The 21,271-nt window shown below is 70.3% G+C and carries 21 protein-coding genes, 1 tRNA gene and 1 pseudogene; 12 read left to right on the forward strand and 11 right to left on the reverse strand.

Annotated elements, in window-relative coordinates; all coding sequences use genetic code 11:
• Positions 1-4: 4 nt before the first annotated feature.
• The 5 genes and pseudogenes from G6N30_RS26105 (at position 5) to G6N30_RS26125 (ending at position 6,977) form a co-directional block, all read left to right on the forward strand.
• Positions 5-1,324 (forward strand): MFS transporter, encoded by a 1,320-nt coding sequence (locus G6N30_RS26105; protein ID WP_134056044.1) that lies wholly within the window; start codon positions 5-7, stop codon positions 1,322-1,324.
• Positions 1,321-2,469, forward strand: a complete 1,149-nt coding sequence (rhaI, locus tag G6N30_RS26110; protein WP_134056042.1) for an L-rhamnose isomerase — start codon at positions 1,321-1,323, stop codon at positions 2,467-2,469. Before G6N30_RS26105 ends, rhaI begins: the two co-directional genes overlap by 4 nt.
• A 3-nt stretch (positions 2,470-2,472) precedes the next feature.
• Positions 2,473-4,518 carry a bifunctional aldolase/short-chain dehydrogenase gene (locus G6N30_RS26115; RefSeq protein WP_134056039.1) on the forward strand — a complete coding sequence of 682 codons (2,046 nt, stop codon included), beginning with the start codon at positions 2,473-2,475 and terminating at the stop codon, positions 4,516-4,518.
• A 28-nt stretch (positions 4,519-4,546) separates the two neighbouring features.
• Positions 4,547-5,985 (forward strand): annotated as a pseudogene (locus tag G6N30_RS26120) (rhamnulokinase).
• A 2-nt stretch (positions 5,986-5,987) separates the two neighbouring features.
• Complete coding sequence (locus tag G6N30_RS26125) at positions 5,988-6,977, forward strand: LacI family DNA-binding transcriptional regulator (protein WP_163687976.1); 990 nt, start codon at positions 5,988-5,990, stop codon at positions 6,975-6,977.
• Positions 6,978-6,986: 9 nt separating this feature from the next.
• Here the strand turns inward: G6N30_RS26125 and G6N30_RS26130 are convergent, their stop codons facing one another.
• From G6N30_RS26130 to G6N30_RS26140, 3 genes are read right to left on the reverse strand one after another with little or no spacing between them, the layout of a single operon-like run.
• Entirely contained in the window at positions 6,987-7,601 is a 615-nt protein-coding gene (locus tag G6N30_RS26130; protein ID WP_134056032.1) for a LutC/YkgG family protein, read from the reverse strand.
• The gene (locus G6N30_RS26135) at positions 7,594-9,057 is read right to left on the reverse strand and encodes a LutB/LldF family L-lactate oxidation iron-sulfur protein (protein WP_134056030.1); all 1,464 of its coding nucleotides are present in this window, start codon (positions 9,055-9,057) and stop codon (positions 7,594-7,596) included. Before G6N30_RS26135 ends, G6N30_RS26130 begins: the two co-directional genes overlap by 8 nt.
• A complete protein-coding gene (locus tag G6N30_RS26140; RefSeq protein WP_134056028.1) occupies positions 9,054-9,809 on the reverse strand; it encodes a (Fe-S)-binding protein in 756 nt (251 codons plus the stop codon). Before G6N30_RS26140 ends, G6N30_RS26135 begins: the two co-directional genes overlap by 4 nt.
• Before the next feature lie 86 nt (positions 9,810-9,895).
• Between G6N30_RS26140 and G6N30_RS26145 the strand changes: the two genes are divergently transcribed.
• The 3 genes from G6N30_RS26145 to G6N30_RS26155 all read left to right on the forward strand — a co-directional run bounded on the left by G6N30_RS26145 (position 9,896) and on the right by G6N30_RS26155 (position 12,176).
• A complete protein-coding gene (locus G6N30_RS26145) occupies positions 9,896-10,585 on the forward strand; it encodes a FadR/GntR family transcriptional regulator (protein ID WP_134056026.1) in 690 nt (229 codons plus the stop codon).
• Between the two features lie 71 nt (positions 10,586-10,656).
• Entirely contained in the window at positions 10,657-11,430 is a 774-nt protein-coding gene (locus G6N30_RS26150) for a VOC family protein (RefSeq protein WP_134056024.1), read from the forward strand.
• Positions 11,431-11,450: 20 nt separating this feature from the next.
• Positions 11,451-12,176: a 3-keto-5-aminohexanoate cleavage protein gene (locus G6N30_RS26155; RefSeq protein WP_134056023.1), complete on the forward strand. Its 726-nt coding sequence runs from the start codon at positions 11,451-11,453 to the stop codon at positions 12,174-12,176.
• Here the strand turns inward: G6N30_RS26155 and G6N30_RS26160 are convergent.
• Positions 12,166-12,612, reverse strand: a complete 447-nt coding sequence (locus G6N30_RS26160) for a cupin domain-containing protein (RefSeq protein ID WP_134056021.1) — start codon at positions 12,610-12,612, stop codon at positions 12,166-12,168. The genes G6N30_RS26155 and G6N30_RS26160 overlap by 11 nt on opposite strands.
• A 94-nt stretch (positions 12,613-12,706) precedes the next feature.
• Here G6N30_RS26160 and G6N30_RS26165 point away from each other — a divergent pair, with 94 nt between their 5' ends.
• Positions 12,707-13,126: a hypothetical protein gene (locus G6N30_RS26165; protein WP_134056019.1), complete on the forward strand. Its 420-nt coding sequence runs from the start codon at positions 12,707-12,709 to the stop codon at positions 13,124-13,126.
• A gap of 64 nt (positions 13,127-13,190) precedes the next feature.
• Here the strand turns inward: G6N30_RS26165 and G6N30_RS26170 are convergent, their stop codons facing one another.
• Positions 13,191-13,640 (reverse strand): Hsp20/alpha crystallin family protein, encoded by a 450-nt coding sequence (locus G6N30_RS26170; protein WP_134056017.1) that lies wholly within the window; start codon positions 13,638-13,640, stop codon positions 13,191-13,193.
• 479 nt (positions 13,641-14,119) lie between these two features.
• On the opposite strand from G6N30_RS26170, the gene G6N30_RS26175 reads away from it, so the two are divergent.
• Positions 14,120-14,803, forward strand: coding sequence for a GAF and ANTAR domain-containing protein (locus G6N30_RS26175; protein WP_134056015.1), 684 nt, complete (start codon positions 14,120-14,122; stop codon positions 14,801-14,803).
• Here G6N30_RS26175 and G6N30_RS26180 read toward each other — a convergent pair whose 3' ends face one another.
• From G6N30_RS26180 to G6N30_RS26190, 3 genes are all read right to left on the reverse strand, one after another.
• The gene (locus G6N30_RS26180) at positions 14,804-15,037 is read right to left on the reverse strand and encodes a hypothetical protein (RefSeq protein ID WP_134056013.1); all 234 of its coding nucleotides are present in this window, start codon (positions 15,035-15,037) and stop codon (positions 14,804-14,806) included. It abuts the gene before it with no gap.
• Between the two features lie 159 nt (positions 15,038-15,196).
• Positions 15,197-15,269 (reverse strand) — tRNA-Arg (locus tag G6N30_RS26185).
• Between the two features lie 33 nt (positions 15,270-15,302).
• Positions 15,303-16,127 (reverse strand): LLM class F420-dependent oxidoreductase, encoded by an 825-nt coding sequence (locus G6N30_RS26190; protein WP_134056011.1) that lies wholly within the window; start codon positions 16,125-16,127, stop codon positions 15,303-15,305.
• A gap of 169 nt (positions 16,128-16,296) precedes the next feature.
• On the opposite strand from G6N30_RS26190, the gene G6N30_RS26195 reads away from it, so the two are divergent.
• Complete coding sequence (locus G6N30_RS26195) at positions 16,297-17,406, forward strand: glutamate--cysteine ligase 2 (protein WP_134056009.1); 1,110 nt, start codon at positions 16,297-16,299, stop codon at positions 17,404-17,406.
• On the opposite strand, the gene G6N30_RS26200 is transcribed toward G6N30_RS26195, so the two are convergent.
• The 3 genes from G6N30_RS26200 to G6N30_RS26210 all read right to left on the reverse strand — a co-directional run bounded on the left by G6N30_RS26200 (position 17,392) and on the right by G6N30_RS26210 (position 19,581).
• The gene (locus G6N30_RS26200) at positions 17,392-18,114 is read right to left on the reverse strand and encodes an anti-sigma factor (RefSeq protein ID WP_134056007.1); all 723 of its coding nucleotides are present in this window, start codon (positions 18,112-18,114) and stop codon (positions 17,392-17,394) included. The genes G6N30_RS26195 and G6N30_RS26200 overlap by 15 nt on opposite strands.
• The gene (locus G6N30_RS26205; RefSeq protein WP_134056005.1) at positions 18,111-18,692 is read right to left on the reverse strand and encodes a sigma-70 family RNA polymerase sigma factor; all 582 of its coding nucleotides are present in this window, start codon (positions 18,690-18,692) and stop codon (positions 18,111-18,113) included. The genes G6N30_RS26200 and G6N30_RS26205 overlap by 4 nt, the downstream gene beginning before the upstream one ends.
• Before the next feature lie 76 nt (positions 18,693-18,768).
• Positions 18,769-19,581 (reverse strand): DUF1365 domain-containing protein, encoded by an 813-nt coding sequence (locus tag G6N30_RS26210; protein ID WP_134056003.1) that lies wholly within the window; start codon positions 19,579-19,581, stop codon positions 18,769-18,771.
• A gap of 40 nt (positions 19,582-19,621) precedes the next feature.
• Here G6N30_RS26210 and G6N30_RS26215 point away from each other — a divergent pair, with 40 nt between their 5' ends.
• Entirely contained in the window at positions 19,622-21,268 is a 1,647-nt protein-coding gene (locus tag G6N30_RS26215) for an amidohydrolase (protein WP_134056001.1), read from the forward strand.
• The last annotated feature ends 3 nt before the right edge of the window (positions 21,269-21,271 follow it).

The raw sequence follows: 21,271 nt of genomic DNA on the forward strand, positions 1-21,271 counted from the left end.
TGCCGTGAAAGTAGGAGCGCGCTCCACCACAGGCTGGAAGGCGACGATCTCCGTCGCGATGTCGAACTACATCGAGGCAGGGTCGATCATCGCGATCGCCACCAGCCTGGGTTTCTGGCAGGCCGAATTCGGCATCAGCAACTTCGGTGTCGGTCTGCTTGCGGCATTGAGCGCCAACGCCTTCGGCGCCGCGATCGGTGCGATCCTGGGCGGCCCGCTGTGTGACCGGTTCGGACGCAAGGCGATCTACACCTACGATCTGCTGGTCTACATGGCCGGTGTGCTGGTGGCCGCATGCGCGGTGAACTTCACCATGCTGCTGATCGCGTTCATCGTCACCGGCATCGCCGTCGGTGCCGGGGTGCCCGCCTCGTGGACCTACATCGCCGAGCAGGCGCCGTCGGTGCAGCGGGCCAAACACGTCGGCACCGCGCAGCTGGCATGGTCGACCGGGCCGCTGATCGGGTTCGCGCTCGCCGCCGCGCTCGCCCCGCTCGGACTGCTCGGCTCGCGGTTGATCTTCGCCCACCTGTTCGTGGTCGCGGCGATCGTGTGGTGGGTGCGGCAGGGCCTCGAGGAATCGCAGATCTGGCAGGACGAGGGCAAACACGAGTCGGCGCAGGTCGCCTCGGCCGTCGGAGTCCGCGGCCTGCGCGGACTGTTCTCGCGCAGGGTCAACATCACCGCGTTGCTCTTCCTCGGCGGCATCTACCTGTTCTGGAACACCGTCGCCGGACAGGCCGGCATCTTCATGCCGCGGGTGTACGACACCGCCGGGCTGCACAGCGCCGTTCAGCAGAACCTGCTGCAGGTGCTGGTCTGGGGCTGCACGGTGGCCGCCACGTACTTCGGATTCATGGGGCTCGCCGACCGGATGTCGCAGCGGCTGCTCTACGTCATCGGTGCGGCGCTCGGCATCGTCGGGTGGATCGTGCTGGTCGCGTTCACCGACAACGGCGTCCCGACCATGCTGATCTTCGCGGTGCTCTGGGGTGTCTCCAGCGGTATCGGCGCGCAGGCCTTCTACAGCCTGTGGACCAGTGAACTGTTCGCCACGCCGTACCGCGCCAGCGCGCAGGGCGTGATGTTCTTCGTGGTGCGGACCGCCACCGGCCTGCTGTCCTACTTCTTCCCGACAATGCTCGCCGTCACCGGGCTCACCGGAGTGGGTCTGCTGCTCGTCGGCCTGCTCACCGTCGCCCTGGTCATCGGTGCGGTGTGGGCGCCGCAGACCCGGGGTAAGACCCTCAAACAGATCGAAGCCGAACGCTACGGCGCACCCGTGGCACCGGGTGCCGTCGAGAAAGCAGCTGTCACACCATGAATCCGATATTGGACAACCTCGAGATCGAACTGCCGTCATGGGCGTTCGGCAACTCGGGCACCCGGTTCAAGGTCTTCGGGACCCCGGGCACCGCGCGCACCGTGCAGGAGAAGATCGCCGACGCCGCGATGGTGCACAAGATGACCGGCCTGGCGCCGAGGGTCGCCCTGCACATCCCGTGGGACACCGTCGACGATTACGCCGCGCTGTCGGCGTACGCCCACGAGCACGGGGTGGAGCTGGGCACGATCAACTCCAACACCTTCCAGGACGACGACTACAAGTTCGGCAGCCTGACCCATACCGACAAGGCGGTGCGGCAGAAGGCGATCGACCACCACCTGCACTGCATCGAGGTGATGAACGAGACCGGGTCGCGCGACCTCAAGGTGTGGCTGGCCGACGGCACCAACTATCCCGGCCAGGGCGACATCCGGGGCCGCCAGGACCGGCTGGCCGAATCGCTGGCCGCGATCTACCAGCACATCGGCCCGCAGCAGCGAATGGTGTTGGAGTACAAATTCTTCGAACCGGCGATGTACATGACCGACGTGCCGGACTGGGGAACGTCCTATGCGCACGTGAGCGCGCTGGGGGAGCGGGCCATGGTCTGCCTGGACACCGGCCACCACGCGCCGGGCACCAACATCGAGTTCATCGTGGCGCAGCTGCTGCGGCTGGGCCGGCTCGGTTCGTTCGACTTCAACTCACGGTTCTACGCCGACGACGACCTCATCGTGGGTGCGGCCGACCCGTTCCAATTGTTCCGCATCATGTTCGAGGTGGTGCGGGGCGGCGGGCTCGATGCGAACTCCGGTGTGGCGCTGATGCTCGACCAGTGTCACAACATCGAAGCGAAGATCCCCGGCCAGATCCGGTCGGTGCTCAACGTGCTCGAGATGACCGCGCGGGCCCTGCTCGTCGACACCGATGCGCTGGCCGCGGCGCAGGAGGCCTCCGATGTGTTGGGCGCCAACGCGATCTTCATGGACGCGTTCTACACCGACGTGCGGCCGCAGCTCGCGCAGTGGCGCACGGAGCGGGGACTGCCCGCCGACCCGATGACGGCGTTCGCCGAGTCGGGCTACCAGGACACCATCAACGCCGCCCGCGTCGGCGGCACACAATCGAGTTGGGGAGCATAGATCGTGAACACCACCGTGACCGAACTGATCGAGCGCTCCAACCGGCTGGGCGCCGACCCGAAGAACACGAACTATGCCGGCGGCAACACCTCCGCCAAGGGCACCGAGACCGACCCCGTCACCGGTGATCCGGTGGAGTTGTTGTGGGTCAAGGGCTCCGGCGGCGACCTCGGCACGCTGACCGAGAAGGGCCTGGCCGTGCTGCGGCTGGACCGGATGCGCGCGCTCGTCGACGTGTACCCCGGCGTCGAGCGCGAGGACGAGATGGTCGCGGCGTTCGACTACTGCCTGCACGGCCGCGGTGGCGCCGCGCCGTCGATCGACACCGCCATGCACGGTCTGGTCGACGCCGCCCACGTCGACCACCTCCACCCCGATTCGGGCATCGCGATCGCGACCGCCGCCGACGGCGAGGCGCTGACCAAGCAGATCTTCGGCGACCGGGTGGTGTGGGTGCCGTGGCGGCGCCCCGGTTTCCAGCTGGGACTCGACATCGCCGAGATCAAACGGTCCAACCCGCAGGCCATCGGCACCATCCTCGGCGGGCACGGCATCACCGCGTGGGGTGACACGTCGGCGCAGGCCGAGGCGCACTCGCTGGAAATCATCGAGACGGCCGAACGTTACATCGCCGAACACGGCCGCAGCGCCCCGTTCGGCGCACCGCTGGACGGCTACGGTGCCCTGCCCGACCCGCAGCGCCGGACCAGGGCCGCCGCACTCGCCCCGTTCCTGCGTGGCCTGGTGTCCACGCACAAACCCCAGGTCGGCCACTTCACCGACGATCCGCGGGTGCTCGAATTCCTCGCCGGCAGTGAGCATTCGCGACTCGCCGCCCTCGGCACCAGCTGCCCCGACCACTTCCTGCGCACCAAGGTCAAACCGCTGGTGCTCGACCTGCCCGCCGACGCGTCGATCGACGACGCGAAAGCCCGGCTGGCCGAACTGCACGACGCCTACCGCGCCGACTACCGGGCGTACTACGAGCGGCACGCCACCGCCGACAGCCCGGCGATGCGCGGTGCCGACCCGGCGATCGTGCTGATCCCCGGCGTCGGGATGTTCAGCTACGGCAAGGACAAGCAGACCGCGCGGGTGGCCGGCGAGTTCTACCTCAACGCGATCAACGTCATGCGTGGTGCCGAGGCGATTTCCACCTATGCGCCGATCGACGAGGCCGAGAAGTTCCGCATCGAGTACTGGGCACTCGAAGAGGCAAAACTGCAGCGCATGCCCAAACCCAAACCGCTGGCCACCCGCATCGCGCTGGTGACCGGTGCGGCATCGGGCATCGGCAAGGCGATCGCGACGCGGCTGGCCGCCGAAGGTGCCTGCGTGGTGATCGCCGACCTGGACGCCGAGAAGGCTGAGGCCGCCGCATCCGAGATAAGCCAAGAGATCGGGAACACCGATGTGGCCGTGGGTATCGCCGCCGACGTCACCGACGAGGCGGCGGTTCAGGCCGCGATCGACGCCACCGTCCTGGCCTTCGGCGGCATCGACATCCTGGTGAACAACGCCGGGCTGTCCCTGTCGAAGTCGCTGCTGGAAACCACCGCCGACGACTGGGATCTGCAGCACAACGTGATGGCCCGCGGATCGTTCCTCGTGTCGAAGGCCGCGGCGAAGGCGCTGATCGACCAGGGCCTCGGCGGCGACATCATCTACATCTCGTCGAAGAACTCGGTGTTCGCCGGCCCGAACAACATCGCGTACTCGGCGACCAAGGCCGATCAGGCCCACCAGGTCCGATTGCTCGCCGCCGAACTCGGCGAACACGGCGTCAAGGTCAACGGCATCAACCCCGACGGCGTGGTCCGCGGATCGGGCATCTTCGCCGGCGGCTGGGGTGCGAAACGTGCCGCGGTCTACGGCGTTCCGGAAGAGGAACTCGGCAAGTACTACGCGCAGCGCACATTGCTCAAGCGGGAGGTGCTGCCGGAGAACGTCGCCAACGCCGCGTTCGCGCTGTGCACCTCGGATTTCTCGCACACCACCGGGTTGCATGTGCCGGTCGACGCGGGCGTCGCGGCGGCGTTTCTGCGATGAGCGCTCGCGCGAAGAGCCGAGAGCCGCGATGAGTCAAGTCGCCGCGGTGGACCTCGGCGCCACCAGCGGCCGGGTCATGCTCGCCGACATCGGGCCCGACCACCTCGACATGGCCGCGGTCGCCCGCTTTCCCAACGATCCGGTACGGGTGTGGAACGGCAGCCGCAACGCACTGCACTGGGACATCACCGGCCTCTACAGCCAGGTCTGCCGCGGGCTGACGGCCGCTGCCAGGGCGGCCGACGAGCTGGCCGGCATCGGCGTCGACTCGTGGGCGGTGGACTACGGGCTGCTGCGTGACGGCCGGCTGCTCGGCACCCCGCACCACTACCGCGACGACCGCACGGCCACCGGCGTGGACCTGGTGCACGCCGTGGTCGAGCCCGAGAAGCTGTACCGCCGCAACGGGATCCAGTTCCTGCCGTTCAACACCGTCTACCAGCTGGCCGTTGAGCGCGCCGACGGGCTGCTCGACTCGGCGGACACGGTGCTGCTGGTGCCCGACCTGATCAGCTACTGGCTGACCGGCCGCGCCGCCGCTGAGCGGACCAACGTCTCGACCACCGGACTGCTCGGCCTCGACGGTGACTGGGACACCGCGCTGATGCATCGGATCGGTCTGCGTCCCAGCCTCTTTCGTGATCTCGTCGAGCCGGGCAGCGTGCTCGGAGCGGTGCAGCCCGACATCGCCGCGTCGCTCGGCATTCCCGGCGACGTCCGGGTGGCGTCGGTCGGCTCCCACGACACCGCGTCGGCGGTCGCGGCGGTCCCGATGCGGCCCGACCGGTCGGCCTACATCTCCTGCGGCACCTGGGGCCTGGTCGGCGTCGAACTGCCGGCGCCGGTCGTCACCGACGAGAGCCGCTCGGCCAACTTCACCAACGAGATCGGCGTCGAGGGGCGAGTGCGGTTCCTGCGCAACGTCATGGGCACCTGGCTGCTGTCGGAGACGGTGCGCCAGTACGAACGCGACGGGCGCCCGCCGATCTCGCCGTGCTGCTCGATCAGGCCGCCGCGGCGTCCGCGCCCGTGGAGGTGTTCGACACCGACGACCCGCGCTTCCTGCCGCCCGGAGACATGCCCGCCCGGATCGCATCGTGGTATCGCGAACGCGGTCTGACCGCGCCGGACGGACCGGCCGAGACCGTGCGCGCCATCGTGGAGAGCCTGGCCGCCGCGTTCGCCGCCGCGGTCGCCACGGCCGCCCGGCTCTCCGGTGTCGACGTCACGACCGTGCACATGGTCGGCGGGGGTTGCCGCAACACGCTGCTGTGCCAGTTGACCGCCGACCGGCTGGGCAGACCGCTGCTGGCCGGCCCCGTGGAGGCCACCGCACTGGGCAACGTGCTGCTCACCGCACGCGCCACCGGACTGGTCGACGGCGACCTAGAAGCCCTGCGCGCACTGGTCGCCGACCGGTTCCCCGCGACCCGCTACGTCCCGTCTGGTGCAATGGTGTCGTGGTGAGCATGCGGGAGGTGGCCGCTGCGGCGGCTGTCTCCGTCGGCACGGTGTCCAACGTGCTGAACTCACCCGGCAAGGTCGCCCCCGCCACGGTCGCGCGGGTGCACGCCGCGATCGCGGAGTTGGGGTTCGTCCGCAACGACGCCGCCCGCCAACTCAAGGCCGGCCGGTCACGCAGCGTCGGGCTGGTGGTGCTCGACGTCGGCAACCCCTTCTTCACCGACATCGCCCGCGCCGCCGAACACCGCGCCGCCGAACACAATCTGACTCTGCTGCTCGGCACCTCCGACGACGACCCCCGCCGCGAGCGGGCCTATCTCGACGCATTCGACGAACAACGGGTCTTCGGGCTGCTGGTCTCACCGATCGGCGACGACCTCGACCGGTTGGCGGCCTCGCGGCAGCGCGGCACCCCGGTGGTACTGGTCGACCGCGACGGCAGTGGCACGCCGTTCGATTCGGTGGCCGTCGACGACGTGGCGGGCGCGCGCCTGGCCGTCGACCACCTGTGCGCCGCCGGCCGCAGGCGCATCGCGTTCGTCAGCGGCCCCACCGAACTGCGGCAGGTGCGCGACCGACTGCGGGGCGCCCGGGAGGCGGTCGCCGACGTGACCGGCGCCACGCTGGAGGTCGTCGACACCCCGGCGCTCACCGTGCTCGAAGGCCGCGCCGCCGGTGAGCGATTGCGGGCCCGGCCGTCAGGGAAGCGCCCCGACGCCGTCTTCTGCGCCAACGACCTGCTCGCCATCGGGGTGCTGCAGGCGCTGGCGCTGATGGGTGACATCCGCGTACCCGACGACATCGCGCTGGTCGGCTACGACGACATCGACTTCGCCCGTTCGGCCGTGGTGCCGTTGACATCCGTGCGCCAGCCGACGCGGGCCATCGGGACGACGGCGGTGGACCTGCTGATGGCCGCCGCCGAGGAGGGTTCCGGGCACCGGGCCGAACACATCGTGTTCCAGCCCGAACTGGTGACGCGCGATTCGGCCTGAGGATTCCACTCAGCCGTCGACGATCAGCACATCCAGCGTGCGCGGACCGTGCACACCCTCGACGCGGTTGAGTTCGATGTCGCTGGTGGCACTGGGCCCCGAAATGAACGTCAACGGCCGCAACGGATCCAGCACCGCGAACGCCTGCGGCACGGTGTCGACGATCTGGCCGGTGAACACCACGCAGATGTGGTGGTCGGGAATCAGCGTCAGCGCCCGCCGGCCCTGCGCGGCGCCCGCGTCGAGCACGATGGTTCCCGTCGCGGCGATCCCGACCGCACATCCGGTCACCACGGCGTCGACGCCGTCGAGGTCGGCGTTCGACAGCGCCGGGGTGTCGCGCAGCACGTCGAGGCCCTCGATCCAGGCGTCGGGTACGTCGGCGGGGACCGCGACGCGACCACCGGGCGGCATCAGGGAGGCGACCGTCGCCGTCACCGCTCGGGTCTCGAGGTGGTGCACCCGCGCCCGGTACTCGCCGACCGTCTCCGCGAAGCGGGCCGCGTCGCCGCGGCCCTCCAGCGGTGTGCGGTCGTAGTCACGGCGAACCGTCACCGGGGCGGCCGGCGCCTCGGCGAGCGCACGGCGGATACGGCTCAACACAACCGCTTTCGCGTCATCCACGGGTTCGGCTCCACCACTGCCGGAACGTCTCGGCCGGCGGTTCGGGCATGTCGCGGCTGCCGGTCCACTTCGAACCCGGCCACGGCAGCATCGTGATCCGGTGGTCGGCGTTGGCGGCTACCCGCCCGAGCGCGAGCGCCTTCTCGGCCAGCCCGAACCGGCGCGGTGAGGCCATCGCCCACGCCGCGGCCTTCATCGCGACGTCCTGCCCGCCGGGCAGCCCGCCGCGCGCCCCTCTTTCCTGATCCACCTGCTTCGCGCGCAGATGCACGAGGATCGACGGGATGTCGATGCGGACCGGGCACGCGTCGAAACAGGCGCCGCACAGCGAGGACGCGTACGGCAGCGAGGCGTTGGGGTCGTCATGGCCGTCGGTCCCGGTGAGCTGCGGGGACAGGATCGCCCCGATGGGGCCGGGATAGACCGAGCCGTAGGCGTGTCCGCCGGTGCGTTCGTAGACGGGACACACGTTGAGGCAGGCGCTGCACCGGATGCAGTGCAGCGCAGCGCGGCCCACCTCGTCGGCGAGGACACCGGTGCGGCCGTTGTCGAGCAGCACCAGGTGGAACTCCTGCGGGCCGTCGCCGTCGTGCACGCCGGTCCACATCGACGTGTAGGGGTTCATCCGCTCAGCGGTCGAGGATCGCGGCAGCAGCTGCATGAACACCTCGAGGTCGGCGAAGCGCGGCACGACCTTCTCGATGCCCATCACGGTGATCAGGGTCTGCGGCAGCGTCAGGCACATCCGCCCGTTGCCCTCGGATTCGACCACCGCGAGCGATCCGGTCTCGGCCACACCGAAATTCGCACCGCTGACCGCGACCTTCGCCGACAGGAATTTGCGGCGCAGATGCGCGCGGGCCGCCATGGCGAGGACGCGCGGTTCGTCGGTCACGTCCGCGGCGCCCGGCATCTCGCGCCGGAAGATCTCCCGGATCTCGGCGCGGTTGCGGTGGATCGCCGGCACCAGGATGTGGCTCGGCTTGTCGTGTCCGAGTTGGACGATCAACTCGGCGAGGTCCGTCTCGGTGGCCGCGATGCCGACGGACTCGAGGTACTCGTTGAGCCCGATCTCCTGGGTGGCCATGGATTTGACCTTGACCACCTCGTCGGCGCCCGCGGCGCGGATCAATCCGGCGACGATACGGTTGGCCTCGTCCGCGTCGCGGGCCCAGTGCACCACCCCACCGCGGGCGGTCACGTTGCGCTCGAGCTCCTCGAGCAGTTCGGGGAGCCGCGCCAGCACATCCTGTTTGAGCGCGCTGCCCGCCGCGCGCAGTTCCTCCCAATCGGCGCATTCGCTCACCGCGTTGAGGCGTTTGGCGCGGATTGTGCGGGTCGCGTGGCCGACGTTGCGCCGCATCTGGGTGTCTCGCAACGTCTTACGGGCAGCGCGGGGAAACGACTCGTCGCCGCGCAGGTTGCCGGTGCCGGGTGTGCCCAGGAACGTGCTCACCGCGCACCCGCGACCGCGTCGTCGGTGGATGCCAAGATCTCGGCGAGGTGCACGGTGCGGACCCCGGACCGGATGCGGCTCAGCCCCCCGCCGATGTGCATCAGGCAGGATGAATCGCCGGCGCTGCAGATCTCCGCGCCCGACTCCATCACGTGGGCCATCTTGTCGGCCAGCATGGCCGTCGAGGTGTCGGCGTTCTTCAGCGCGAACGTACCGCCGAATCCGCAGCAGGATTCCGCGTCGGGCAGGTCGAGCAGCGTCAGGCCCCGCACGTGGCGCAGCAGTTCCAGCGGTTTGTCGCCCACCCGCAGCATCCGCAGTGAATGGCAGGTGGGGTGGTAGGTAACCCGGTGCGGGTAGTAGGCGCCGACGTCGCGCACGTCCAGCACGTCGACCAGGAACTCGGACAGCTCGTAGGTACGCGCCGCGACGGCCTCGGCGCGTGCGGCCAACCGCTCGTCACCGGCCCTGCGGGCGACCATCGCGTGCTGGTGGCGCACCGAACCGACGCAGGAACCCGACGGTGCGACGGCCGCATCGCATCCGGCGGCCTCGAACACCTCGACGTGGTGGCGCACCAGGGCCGTCGCCTCGTCGAGATAGCCGGTGTTGACGTGCATCTGACCACAGCACGTCTGCTTCTCGGGAAAGACCACGTCGTGGCCGAGCCGTTCGAGCAGGCGCACGGTGGCGATGGCGGCCTGCGGGAACATGGCGTCGGCCAGGCAGGTCGCGAACAAGGCGATGCGCATGGCACTCCGGGGGCTGGTCGGTGTGGTCAGACCACAGTACGTCACTGTGGTCTGACCACACCAGCCCGGCTCGCTACTCTCGAGGCATGCGCGCACACGAGCTCGTCCTGCACCGCATCGAGAGGGACCTGGCCGAGGGCGTGCTGGCCGTCGGCGACCGGTTGCCGGGGGAACGGGTACTGGCCGGAGATCTGGCGGTCAGCCGCTCCTCGGTGCGCGAGGCCATCCGCGTCCTCGAGGCGATGGGCGTGGTGCGCACGGCGGTCGGATCGGGGCCCGAGGCCGGGGCGATCGTCGTCGCCGACCCGATCAGCTCCATCGGCGCCGCGCTGCGCCTGCACACGGCGACCAAGCACCTGCCCATCGCCGACCTGGTCGAGACCCGGATCCTGTTGGAGAGCTGGGCTTTACGCGAAGCCGCCGACCGCAGACCACGGCCGGATCTGACGGCCGTCGACGGATGCCTGGACGCGATGGACGACGCCACGCTGGGCCCCGAGCAGTTCCTGCGCCTGGACGCGGCCTTCCACGTCGCGATGTCCGAGCTCGCCGGCAACGTCGTCGTGGCGGCGATGATGGCCGCGCTGCGGGATTCGATCCACGGCTACGTGCTGGCCGGGGTGCCGCTGCTCGACGACTGGCCGGCAGTCGCGGCGACGCTGCGCCGCGAGCACCGCGCGATCGTGGCCGCGGTCCGCCGCGGCCACGGCATCAGGGCCGGCGAGCTGGTGTGCGCCCACATCCGCGGCTACGTGGACCTGATCACGCCGACCTGACCGTCTCGCGATGAGTTCTGCGGACCACCGTGGTCTCTACCGGTGACCGCATCAGCGAGAAGGAGACTCACGTGCCTGTTCGTGCCGACGCCCCGTTGGGCGCCCCCACCTGGATCGACCTGTCAACCTCCGATATGGACCGCGCACAGCGGTTCTACGGGGCGGTGTTCGGCTGGACATTCGCCGGCGCGGGCCCCGACTACGGCGGCTACGTCATCGCGTCGAGGGACGGCCGTCCGGTCGCCGGGCTGATGCCCAAGCACCCCGACTACGACGGGCCCGACGGCTGGATCACCTACCTGCACACCGCCGACATCGACGCGACCCTGGCCGCGGCCACCGAGGCGGGCGGTACCGCCTGCGGCGGCGTCATGGACATCCCGGCCAAGGGGCGCATGGCGCTGCTCACCGACCCGGCCGCCGGTTTCCTCGGCCTGTGGCAGCCCGGCGGCCACCGCGGCTTCGAACTGTTCGGCGAACACGGCGCACCGGCCTACCACCAGCTCACCACCCGCGACTACGGCGCGGCGCTCGACTTCTACCGGCGGGTGTTCGGGTGGGAGTGCGAGACGGTCTCCGACACCGACGAATTCCGTTATGCCACCGCCATGTTCGACGGTGACGCGCTGGTCGGGGTGATGGACGGCGGGCAGTACCTCGGCGAGGACGCGCCGTCGGACTGGACCGTGTTCCTCGGCAGCGACGACGTCGACAAGACGATCGAACTGATCGTCGACCACGGCGGGGCCGTGGTGCGCCCGGCCGAGGACACCCCGTACGGGCGGCTGGCGGCGGTGGCCGACCCGACGGGTGCGGGTTTCAACCTCACGTCGCTGCCGGGCTGACGTACCGGGAAGATGGGGTCATGCCGACCCCACCCGTCTACGTCCAGGCCTGCCTCAACGGTGCCCGCACCCCCGATGCGCACCCCGGACTGCCCGTCACGCCCGAGCAGTTGGCGGCGGCTGCCGTCGCCGCCCACCGAGCCGGGGCGCAGTCGGTGCATCTGCATCCGAAGGGCGCCGACGGCGCCGATTCGCTGGACCCCGAGGTGGTCGGGGCGGCGGTGGCCGCGGTCCGCCACGCCGTACCCGGCCTGCCCCTCGGGGTGACGACCGGGTTCTGGGCCTTGCCCGACGCGCAGCGCAGACACCGTGCGGTGGACAGCTGGTCGGTGCTTCCCGACTTCGCCTCGCTCAACTGGCACGAGCCGGGATCGCCGGAGCTGGCCGAGCTGCTGCTGAGCAAGGGCCTCGGTGTCGAGGCGGGGCTCTTCCACGCCGAGGCCGCCGAGTCGTGGGCGGCCTCGGAGGTGGCGCCGCACTGCCTGCGGGTGATGATCGAACTGCAGCCCGACGAGGACACGTCGACCGCCGACGCGCTGCTCGACATCGTGCGCTCCGCCGGGTCACCCGCGCCGGTCCTGCTGCACGGCCTGGACGAAAGCTGTTGGCCGCTGCTGGAACACGCCGGGCTGCGCCGGCTGCAGACCCGCATCGGCCTGGAGGACACGCTGCTGCTACCCGACGGATCGCCCGCCCCGGACAACGCCGCGCTGGTGGCGGCCGCGGTCGACCTGCTCAGTCGCTGACGGCGCCCAGCTCGAAGTCGGCGAAGTCGAAACCGGGCACCACCACACAACTGACCAGGCTGGGCTCGTCGTCGCGCGGGCGGGCGCGCTGCCAGTGCCGCGGCGGCACGATCAGCTGGGGGCTCTCGCCGGCGTCGACGTCGGAGCCGAGCAGATACGTTGTCGCCGAATCGTGTTCGGGCCCCATCTCGAGCAGCAGGGGACTGCCGCGGTGGAACAGCCACAGTTCGGCGCTGCGCACGGTGTGCCACGCCGACTGCTGACCGGGCATCAACAGGAACAGGATCGCGGTGCCCGCGCTGCGCGGACCCGTGTAGTCGGGAGGCAGGGCGGACTGGGTGACCGTCAGATCGCTGCGCCACGTCTCCCGGTACCAGCCGCCCTCCGGGTGGGGCGACAGGTCGAGTCGCTGCGCCCACGCCGGGAGATCGCTCATCGCATGCACCGCCTTGGTCGAGGTCACCTCAGCGTAGAGATCATCGGGCAGGTGGTCGACGCCGACGCGCGAGCCCGCACGCTAGTCTCATCGCATGCTGCGTCCCGGGTGGCTGGTCGCGTTCTGTGCGGCGGTGCTGGCCGTGAGTGCGTGGCTGCCGTGGTTGACCACGACCGCCGACGGCGGCGGACGGGCCAGCGCGATCGGCGGGACGGCGGGCAGTCTGGTGCTCCCGCCCCGGTTCGGCGCCGGACAGCTGATCGTGCTACTGGCGTCCGTGCTGGTGGTCGCGGGCGCAATGGCTGCGCGCGGGCTGTCGGAACGCGCGGCTTCCGTTGCCGCGGTGGCGGTTTCGCTGCTGATCGTGGGGATGACGGTGTGGTATCACCGCATCAACGTGCACGAGCCGGTGCAAGCCGGTTACGGACTGTACGTCGGCGGCGGCGTGGCGCTGGCCGCCGTGCTGTGCTCGGTGTGGTCGCTGATCGCGGCGATGAACCGCCGGCCCCGCTGAAACGGCGAGGCCGCGGGTGGATCGGATGATCCGCCCGCAGCCTCGATGGGGAAGCCGCCCGCCGCTACTCGGCGTCGACGGTCGTGGGTTGGATGGACTTCTGGCCGCCGCCATGGGCGACGTCGATCTTGCGAGGCTTGGCGCGTTCGGCCATCGGGATGGTGACGGTGAGCACGCCGTTCTCGTAGGTCGCCGAGATCGCCGCCGCATCGACGCCCTCACCCAGCGACAGCTGCCGCCGGTAGGTGCCGAAGAACCGTTCGCTGGCGAGCCATTGCACGGAGTCCTCGGATCGGGCGGTGCGGTGCGCCGAGATGGTGAGCGTGCCGTTGTCGACGTTGACGTCGACCGAGCCGGGGTCGACGCCGGGGAGGTCGGCGGTCAGCACGTAGTGGTCGTCGATCTTGCAGAGGTCCATCGGCATGAACCGGGGAGTGCGATTTGATCCGGTCTGGCTGTTCAGCAAACCCCGGGTCCAGGTGTCTAGGTCACTGAACGGATCAAAGCGAAGCACAGCAATTCACCTCCTCGTCGATCCAGAGCCCGCCACCCTGACGGGCGACCAAATCACTGTGCGCCCTTAGATTAGCACTCGGCACAGGAGAGTGCTAGAGCCGTTGACGAGAAATTTCGGAGATCTTTCCCTGGTCAGGGGGGCCATGGCCGAATTGCTTCAGCCGTCGTGGTCAGAGGTGGAAGCTCCGCGCCGAGGGGCGAGAGCGGCCGAGCCGTATGCCTGCGCCGCCCGGGTGGGGTCGGCGCGACACTGTTCGAGGGGCCTGGATTCCGGCTCCGTCTCAGCAACGACGGCATTCGCATCGAACCGTTGTCCGATCCGTATGCGGGCGGCCCCGCCGGCTCTTGGTCTGAACCGACGAGACCTCGGCGAGTGTGGTGGTCGACCGCCACATTCGCCTCAGCGCTCCATTCCCGCCACACGAGATCACAAACGTTCCGTGTGTGCGTTCCACCGACATCGGGAAGACTGCAGCCATGACGGAGCCCCAGACGCGCGACCTCGCCATGCGTATGGCGGAGTTGGCGCGGTCACTCGCTTTGCCGCGCGACCTCGACGAGATCCTGTCGGGTGTCACGGCCACGGCCAAGGAAGTGATCCCGGGGGTCGACGCCGCGGGCATCCTGCTCGTCGGCAAGGGCGGCGAGTTCGAGTCGGTCGCCCAGATCACCGATATCCCGCACCAACTCGACGAGCTGCAGATGAAATTCGGTGAGGGGCCGTGCGTGCAGGCGGCACTCGAGGACGTCGTGGTGCGCACCGACGACTTCCGCGAGGAAGGCCGATGGCCGAAGTACGCACCGGCGTGCATTGAACTCGGGGTGCTCAGCAGTCTGTCGTTCAAGCTCTACACCGCTGAGCGCACGGCGGGTGCGCTGAACCTGTTCGGGTTCCACCCCAACGTCTGGGACGGGGACGCCGAGACCACCGGGGCGATACTGGCCGCGCACGCCGCTGCCGCGGTGCTGGCGCACCGCCACGGTGAGCAGCTGAAGTCGGCGCTGTCCACCCGTGACCGCATCGGTCAGGCCAAGGGCATCATCATGGAGCGCTACAAGGTCGACGACGTGCAGGCGTTCGAGATGATGCGCCGACTCTCGCAGGACAGCAACAAGAAGCTGACCGAGATCGCGCAGCAGGTGATCGACACCCGCGACTGATCAGTGGTGGTGGCCGTGCTTCCAGTGGCCGTTGCCCCGGCCACGCGGCCCGTCGTCGTACCAGTCGACCCAGCCCGGAGTGTCGACGCAGGCGTAGGCGAACCCGTACGGGCCGCTGACGCACACGTCCGGTCCGGCCGACGCGGGTGCTGCGCTCGCGAGTGCGACGCCGACGGGCAGGGCCGCCGCGCCAAGGGTCAGTGCCACGGTCTTACGCATTCTCGATCGGATCACATCATTATCTTAGTGGAGCTATCGAACAGCGAACAAGCCTGTCGCCCTGACGGATTCGTCAATAGCCTGCCGGTCGCCGAGACTGCTGTCAGATCGCGGATCCGCCGGCAAACGCGATCTGGCAGCAGTCTCGGCGCCGACGCAATACACAACGAAGAGTGCCCCCGGCAGGATTCGAACCTGCGACACCGGCTTTAGGAGAGCCGTGCTCTATCCCCTGAGCTACGGGGGCGGCCGTGGCAGTTTACCGCCCCGCCGCCGGCGGTCACCGCAGCTGCGCGATCACCTTCGCGAACGCCTCGGCGTGCGGCGCCTGCACGATGACGTAGGAGATGCCGTAGCGGTCCCGGTAGTCGCGCAGCCGGTCGGCCATGTCGTGCGCCGTCCCGGACAGCACGCCGGGATGGCGGAGCAACTGCTCGTCGGAGAGCGCGGGCAGGAAGCGGCGCGGGATGGTCAGGTCGGGGCGGCCCGAATCGTCCATCGGCATCGCGGTGATCGCGACATTGAGCTCCAGCGCGTCGAACCGCTCACCGGCCGCCGCCCGGACGAACGCGATGCGCTCGGCCAGCGGATCGTCGTCGCCCTCGGCCGCCCGGTCACCGCCCGTCAGCCCGATGATGTCGGCGTGGCGGGCCGCCACGGTCAGCAGGCGGTCACCGTTGCCCGCGATCAGGATCGGTACGTCCGCCAGATGCTCGGCGAAGTATGCGGTCACGTGCTCGAGATACTCGACCCGCCGGCGCGCCGTCGGGAACGGCAGCTCGGCGGCCTCGAACTCCTTGCGTACGTAGCCGGCGCCCAGGCCGAGCTCGAACCGGCCGGCCGACAGGTCGCGCAGCGCCGCGACATCCCGCGCCAGCAGCGCCGCCCGGTAGAAGCCCGCGTTCAGGACGAACGTCCCCAGGTGCAGTGTCGTCGTGGCGGCGGCCGCCGCGGTGAGAACCGGGAACGGCGCCGGCGCGCCGAGGTGATCCGGGACGTGGAGCACGTCGAAGCCCCGGTCCTCTGCGCGCCGCGCCGCGTCCTGCACGTCCGCCAGCGATGCCGCCGCGTGCAGCCCGACTCCGAACCGGAAATCCGCAACCATTCCCGGATCCTATGCGCGCCGGAGAAATTGGATGTTTGATCGGGGCAGCCAGTGGTTACTAATGATCCGCACACTTCGCGTCACCGCGGAGACAGCCACAAAGCCACACCCAGATCCGGCCCGTCGTGAGTACGCCCGACGGGCCGGATCAATGTCTCGAGAAGGAACCATGGCCGCCCACCCCACCGTCGGAGTCGAAGAGGAGTTCCTGCTCGTCGACCCCGACTCCGGCGCACCGATCGCCCGCAGCCGCGCGGTCGCCGAGCGCGCCGACGAGCTCGGCGTCGACCTGCAGCTCGAGCTGACGTCGTGCCAGGTCGAGACGGCGACCGAGGTGGCGGGCAGCATGGCCGACGTCCGTGCGCAGCTGACGCACCTGCGGTCGACGGCGGCGCGCGCGGCCGCGGACAGCGGTGCCCGGTTGCTCGCTGTCGCCGTGCCCCCGACCGTGCCGCACGAGTTCCCGGTGACCGACAGCCCCCGCTACCACCGCATCGCCGACCGGTTCGGGATGCTGGCCCGCGAACAGGGCATCTGCGGTGCGCATGTGCACGTCGCGGTGCCGACGAGGGAGGCCGCGATCCGGGTGAGCAACCGGCTGCGCCCCTGGCTGCCCGTGCTGCTGGCGCTGACGGCCAATTCCGCGATCTACCGCAACGCCGACAGCGGATACGCCAGCTGGCGCCGGATGCTGTGGGCGCGCTGGCCCAGTGCCGGTCCGCCACCGCACTTCGACTCCGTCGACGAATACGACGCGATGGTGCGGATGCTGCTGCAGTCCGGGGCCATGCTCGACGAAGGCCAGGTCTACTGGGACGTCCGCCCGTCGGCGAACTTTCCGACGATCGAGGTGCGCGTCGCCGACGTGCCCGCCACCGTCGCCGACACCGTGCTGTTCGCGGCGCTGGTGCGGGGCGCCGTGATGACCGTGCTCGAAGACGAACGCAACGGCGCCGGCGTACCCCGCATCTCGGCGCACGCGCTCGACGCCGCGTACTGGCGGTCGGCCCGCGACGGGCTGGACGGCACGGCGATCGACCTGCCCGACTCGCACGCCGCGGTCCCCGCACGGCAGCTGCTCGCCGGCCTCGTCGACCGCATCTCCCCGGCGCTCGCCGCGGTCGGTGATCTCGACCTGGTCCGCGACGAGCTGGCGCGCCTCGACGAGCAGGGCAACGGCGCCATGCGTCAGCGCGCTGCGTGGCAACGGCGCGAAGACATCGCCGACGTCATCGACGCGGTCGCCGACGCGACGCTGGCCGGACTAGCTCAGCGGTAGCTCGGCGAAAGCCGGGGACGTGGGCCGCTGCGATCCGCCAGGCGGTTCGACCGTGAACGCCAGCGTCTGCGACGCGCCGAGGTCGGACAGCACGGCGGTGGTCGACGGCGAGACCGCCGTGGCGTCCATCGTGCCCGCCGAATGCGGCCCGTCCGAGCCGACCAGCCACATCTGATAAACGGTGCCCGGCTTCGGCGGTGGCACGTCGTTCATCACCAGCACGCCGGCGTCGCGCTCCTTGGAGAAGACCACCGTGGCGGTGCCGCCGCCTGGGATCGCGCCGGACACGGTCTGCACGTCGGGCGCCGCGAACACCTGATCGGCCGTCGTCGGGGTGACCGCGGGCCGCAGCGCCAGCCCCACGCCGAGCGCGCCGAGGCCGACCACCGCGATCGCTGCTGCCGCCAGCACGGCGGTGCGCCAGCGGGACGCCGACCGCGGCCGGCGAGGCAGCTCCCGCACCGGATCGGCGGCTACCGCGGCGAGCAGGCTGTCGCGGAGGTGAGGCGGCGGTTCGGCCGCCGTCGACGCCGACACCAGCGCCATCGTCTCCCGCACCGAGCGCACCTCGTCGGTGAAGGCGTCCGCCAGGTCGGGCGGTGCGGTGCTCAGCCACCGCTCGATGTCGTCGCGCTCGTCGGTGGACACCGCGTGCAGCGCATACGGCGTCGCCAGGTCGAGGAGGTCGGTGTTCATCGGCTCGGTCATGAGATGCCCAGACAGGTCTTGAGGCCGCGGATGCCGTCGCGCATCCGAGATTTGATGGTCGCGAGGTTGGCCGACAGGCGTTCGGACACCTGGACGTAGGTCAGCCCCTCGTAATACGCCAGTCGGATCGCCTCGCGCTGCAGATCGCTCAGCGAGCCCATGCAGTCGACGACGCGGCGGCGCTCGTCGAGCAGGATCACCGAATCCGCGACATGGTCGACGGGCGGGTCGACGGTCGCCGCCCCGTAGCGCGACTCCCGCTGCGATGCGGCCTCCTCCGAGCGCACCCGGTCGACGGCGCGGCGGTGCGCCAAGGTCAACAGCCAGGCCATCGGGGAGCCGGCCGCGGGGTCGTAGCTGCCCGCCGACCGCCACACCTGCAGGTAGATGTCCTGGGTCGTCTCTTCGCTGTAGCCGGGGTCGCGCAGGACCCGGGTGACCATCCCGTACACGCGCGCCCTGGTCCGGTCGTAGAGGGCGGCGAACGCGTCGACGTCCCGCTGGGCCACCTGCCGTAACAGTTCGTCGAGGTCAGTGGTCACGAACGGTAGCCTAACCGGCCCTGCCAAGGCGGTCATCGGTATGGCCGCCACCGGATGCGGCGGCCGGAAGGACCTGTCGCGCAACCGGTTCGAATGACCCTCGTGGCTTTGCTCATATATGCGCCACGCTCGCGGTCCGCTTTTCGGGCGCTCCGGCGGCCACCCGAGGGATCACCGGGACCCGGCGGGCCCGCAGGATCAGGCCCTGGACCCGCAGGCTCAGCGCACCCATCTGCGGGGCGAGTGGTTTGGTGACCTGTAGCCGCAGCACCTGCGCCAGCGTCGCGGGTCGGCGGGTGCCGCGCAGCGTGCCGACGATCGCCGGCTGATTGTCGCGGTGCAGGGAGATCGTCACGTCGAGTTCGGCGTCGGGCCGGGGCGCCCGCACCAGGTAGTACCCGTCGATGCCGTTGAACGGCGAGGTGTGGAACCGCTTGCGGACCATGGCGGGGTTCGGGCCGTCCGGCGGGATCACGTAGGCGTGCCATTCGCCGTGGGTGTTGTGGACCTCGGCGATCACGTGGCGCAGCACGCCGTGGGCGTCGTGGCACCAGTACAGGGTCAGCGGGTTGAACGCGTAGCCGAGCACCCGGGGCTGCAGCAGTGCGGTGACGCGGCCGCCGCCGAGGTCGATGCCGCGGGCGGCGAGGAACGCGTCGACCCGCGCGCGCAACGTGTCGCCCGCGACGCCGTGGAAGTGGTCGCCTGCGTCGAAACGGGCGAACGGACGGGCCCAGCCGGGCAGCCGGGGCAGCGCGTCGAGGTCGACGTACCAGCTGTAGCTGTTGAGCTCGAAGTAGTGGTGCACGGGCGCGCGGCGCAGGTGCGTGACGCGGGTCCGGTACAGCGCAGGCGTCGTCTCGACGGGGCCTGCGACCCCCGCGACCGCTGCGTCGAAGGCAGTTTTCGGTTCCACAATCGTCATTCGGAGCCGACTGCCCGATGGATGGTTATAGTTCCCGACCGTGGCAGCGACGGTATTCCGCAACGGGACCATCTGGACCGGCACGTCCGAACCCCTCGCCGATGCGCTGCTGGTGGTCGACGGTGCCGTCGCCGCGGTGGGCGACGAGGCGACGGCGCGACCGGCCGACGAGGAGGTGGACCTCGACGGCGGCTTCCTCATGCCCTCGTTCGGTGACGGGCACGCGCACCCGCTGTACGGCGGCCTGGAGGAGGTGGGTCCACTGGTCCGCGGCTGCGGGTCGGTGGACGAGATCGTCGAGGCGGTGCGCGGCTACGCCGACCGGCACCCCGAGGCCGAGTGGATCGTCGGCGCCTCGTACGACGGCAGCCTCGCCCCGGGCGGACTGTTCGACGCGCGCTGGCTCGACGCCGCGGTGCCCGACCGCCCGGTCGTGCTGCGGGCATGGGACTACCACACGGTGTGGTGCAACTCGGTCGCCCTGCAACGCGCCGGCATCACCGCCGACACCCCCGACCCGGTGCTCGGGGAGATCCCGCACCGCGAGGACGGGTCGGTGCTCGGCACCCTGCGCGAGTGGGGAGCCGTCGACCTCGTGACCGCGGTCATGCCGGAACGCGACGAGGACGTCCGGGTGTCGGCGCTGGGCACCGCGGCCGACTACTACCTCGCCCGCGGCGTCACCTGGGTGCAGGACGCCTGGGTGGAACCCGCCGACGTGGACACCTACCTCGCCGCCGCCCGCCGCGACGCCCTGCGGATGCGGTTCAACCTCGCGCTCTACGCCGATCCGCGCCACTTCGAGACCCAGCTGTCGCAGTTCGCCGAGTCCCGTCGACGCGTCGACGAACTGGACGCGCCGCTGTTGACGGCGCAGACCGTGAAGTTCTTCGCCGACGGGGTGGTGGAGAACGAGACGGGTGCGCTGCTGGCGCCGTACTGCTCCGGGCTCCATGACCATTCCAGGGGGCAGGAGCGCAGCGACCCGGGGGATAAGCGGGGCATGCAGGTGTGGGAGGGCGACTCGCTGGCCGAATCCGTGCGCCGGGTCGACGAACTCGGCTTCCAGATCCACATCCACGCGATCGGGGACGCCGCGGTCCGTCAGGCCCTCGACGCCGTCGAGCACGCGATCACGGTCAACGGCCCGCGGGACCGCAGGCCCGTCATCGCCCACGCCCAGCTCGTCGACGACGCCGACATCGACCGGTTCGCGCGCCTCGGCGTGATCGCCAACATGCAGCCGCTGTGGGCGCAGCTCGATCCGCTGATGACCGTGCTGACGGTGCCGCGGCTCGGCCCCGAACGCTCCGACCGGCAGTACCGGATGCGCACCCTCGACGAGGCGGGCGTGCTGGCGTTCGGTTCGGACTGGCCGGTGTCCTCGGGCGCCCCGCTCGACGGGATCGCCGTCGCGGCGTCGCGGCGCACGGTCGACGGCACCCCCGAGGGCGGCTGGACACCGGAGGAGATCGTCCCGGTCGAGCGGGCCATGCGCGCCTACACCACGGGGGTGGCACGTCAGGCGTTCGCCGAACAGCGGTGGGGCCGGCTCGCTCCGGGCGCCAGCGCGGACCTGGTCTGGCTGAGCGCCGACCCGCGATCCACTCCCGCGCTGGAGATTCCGGCGATCGAGGTGCGCGGAACCTGTCTGAGGGGCAAGCTCGTAGGGCCGTCGGCCCGCTGAAGG

Origin of the sequence: Mycolicibacterium litorale (assembly GCF_010731695.1) — a bacterium.
GTDB classification, from domain to species: domain Bacteria; phylum Actinomycetota; class Actinomycetes; order Mycobacteriales; family Mycobacteriaceae; genus Mycobacterium; species Mycobacterium litorale.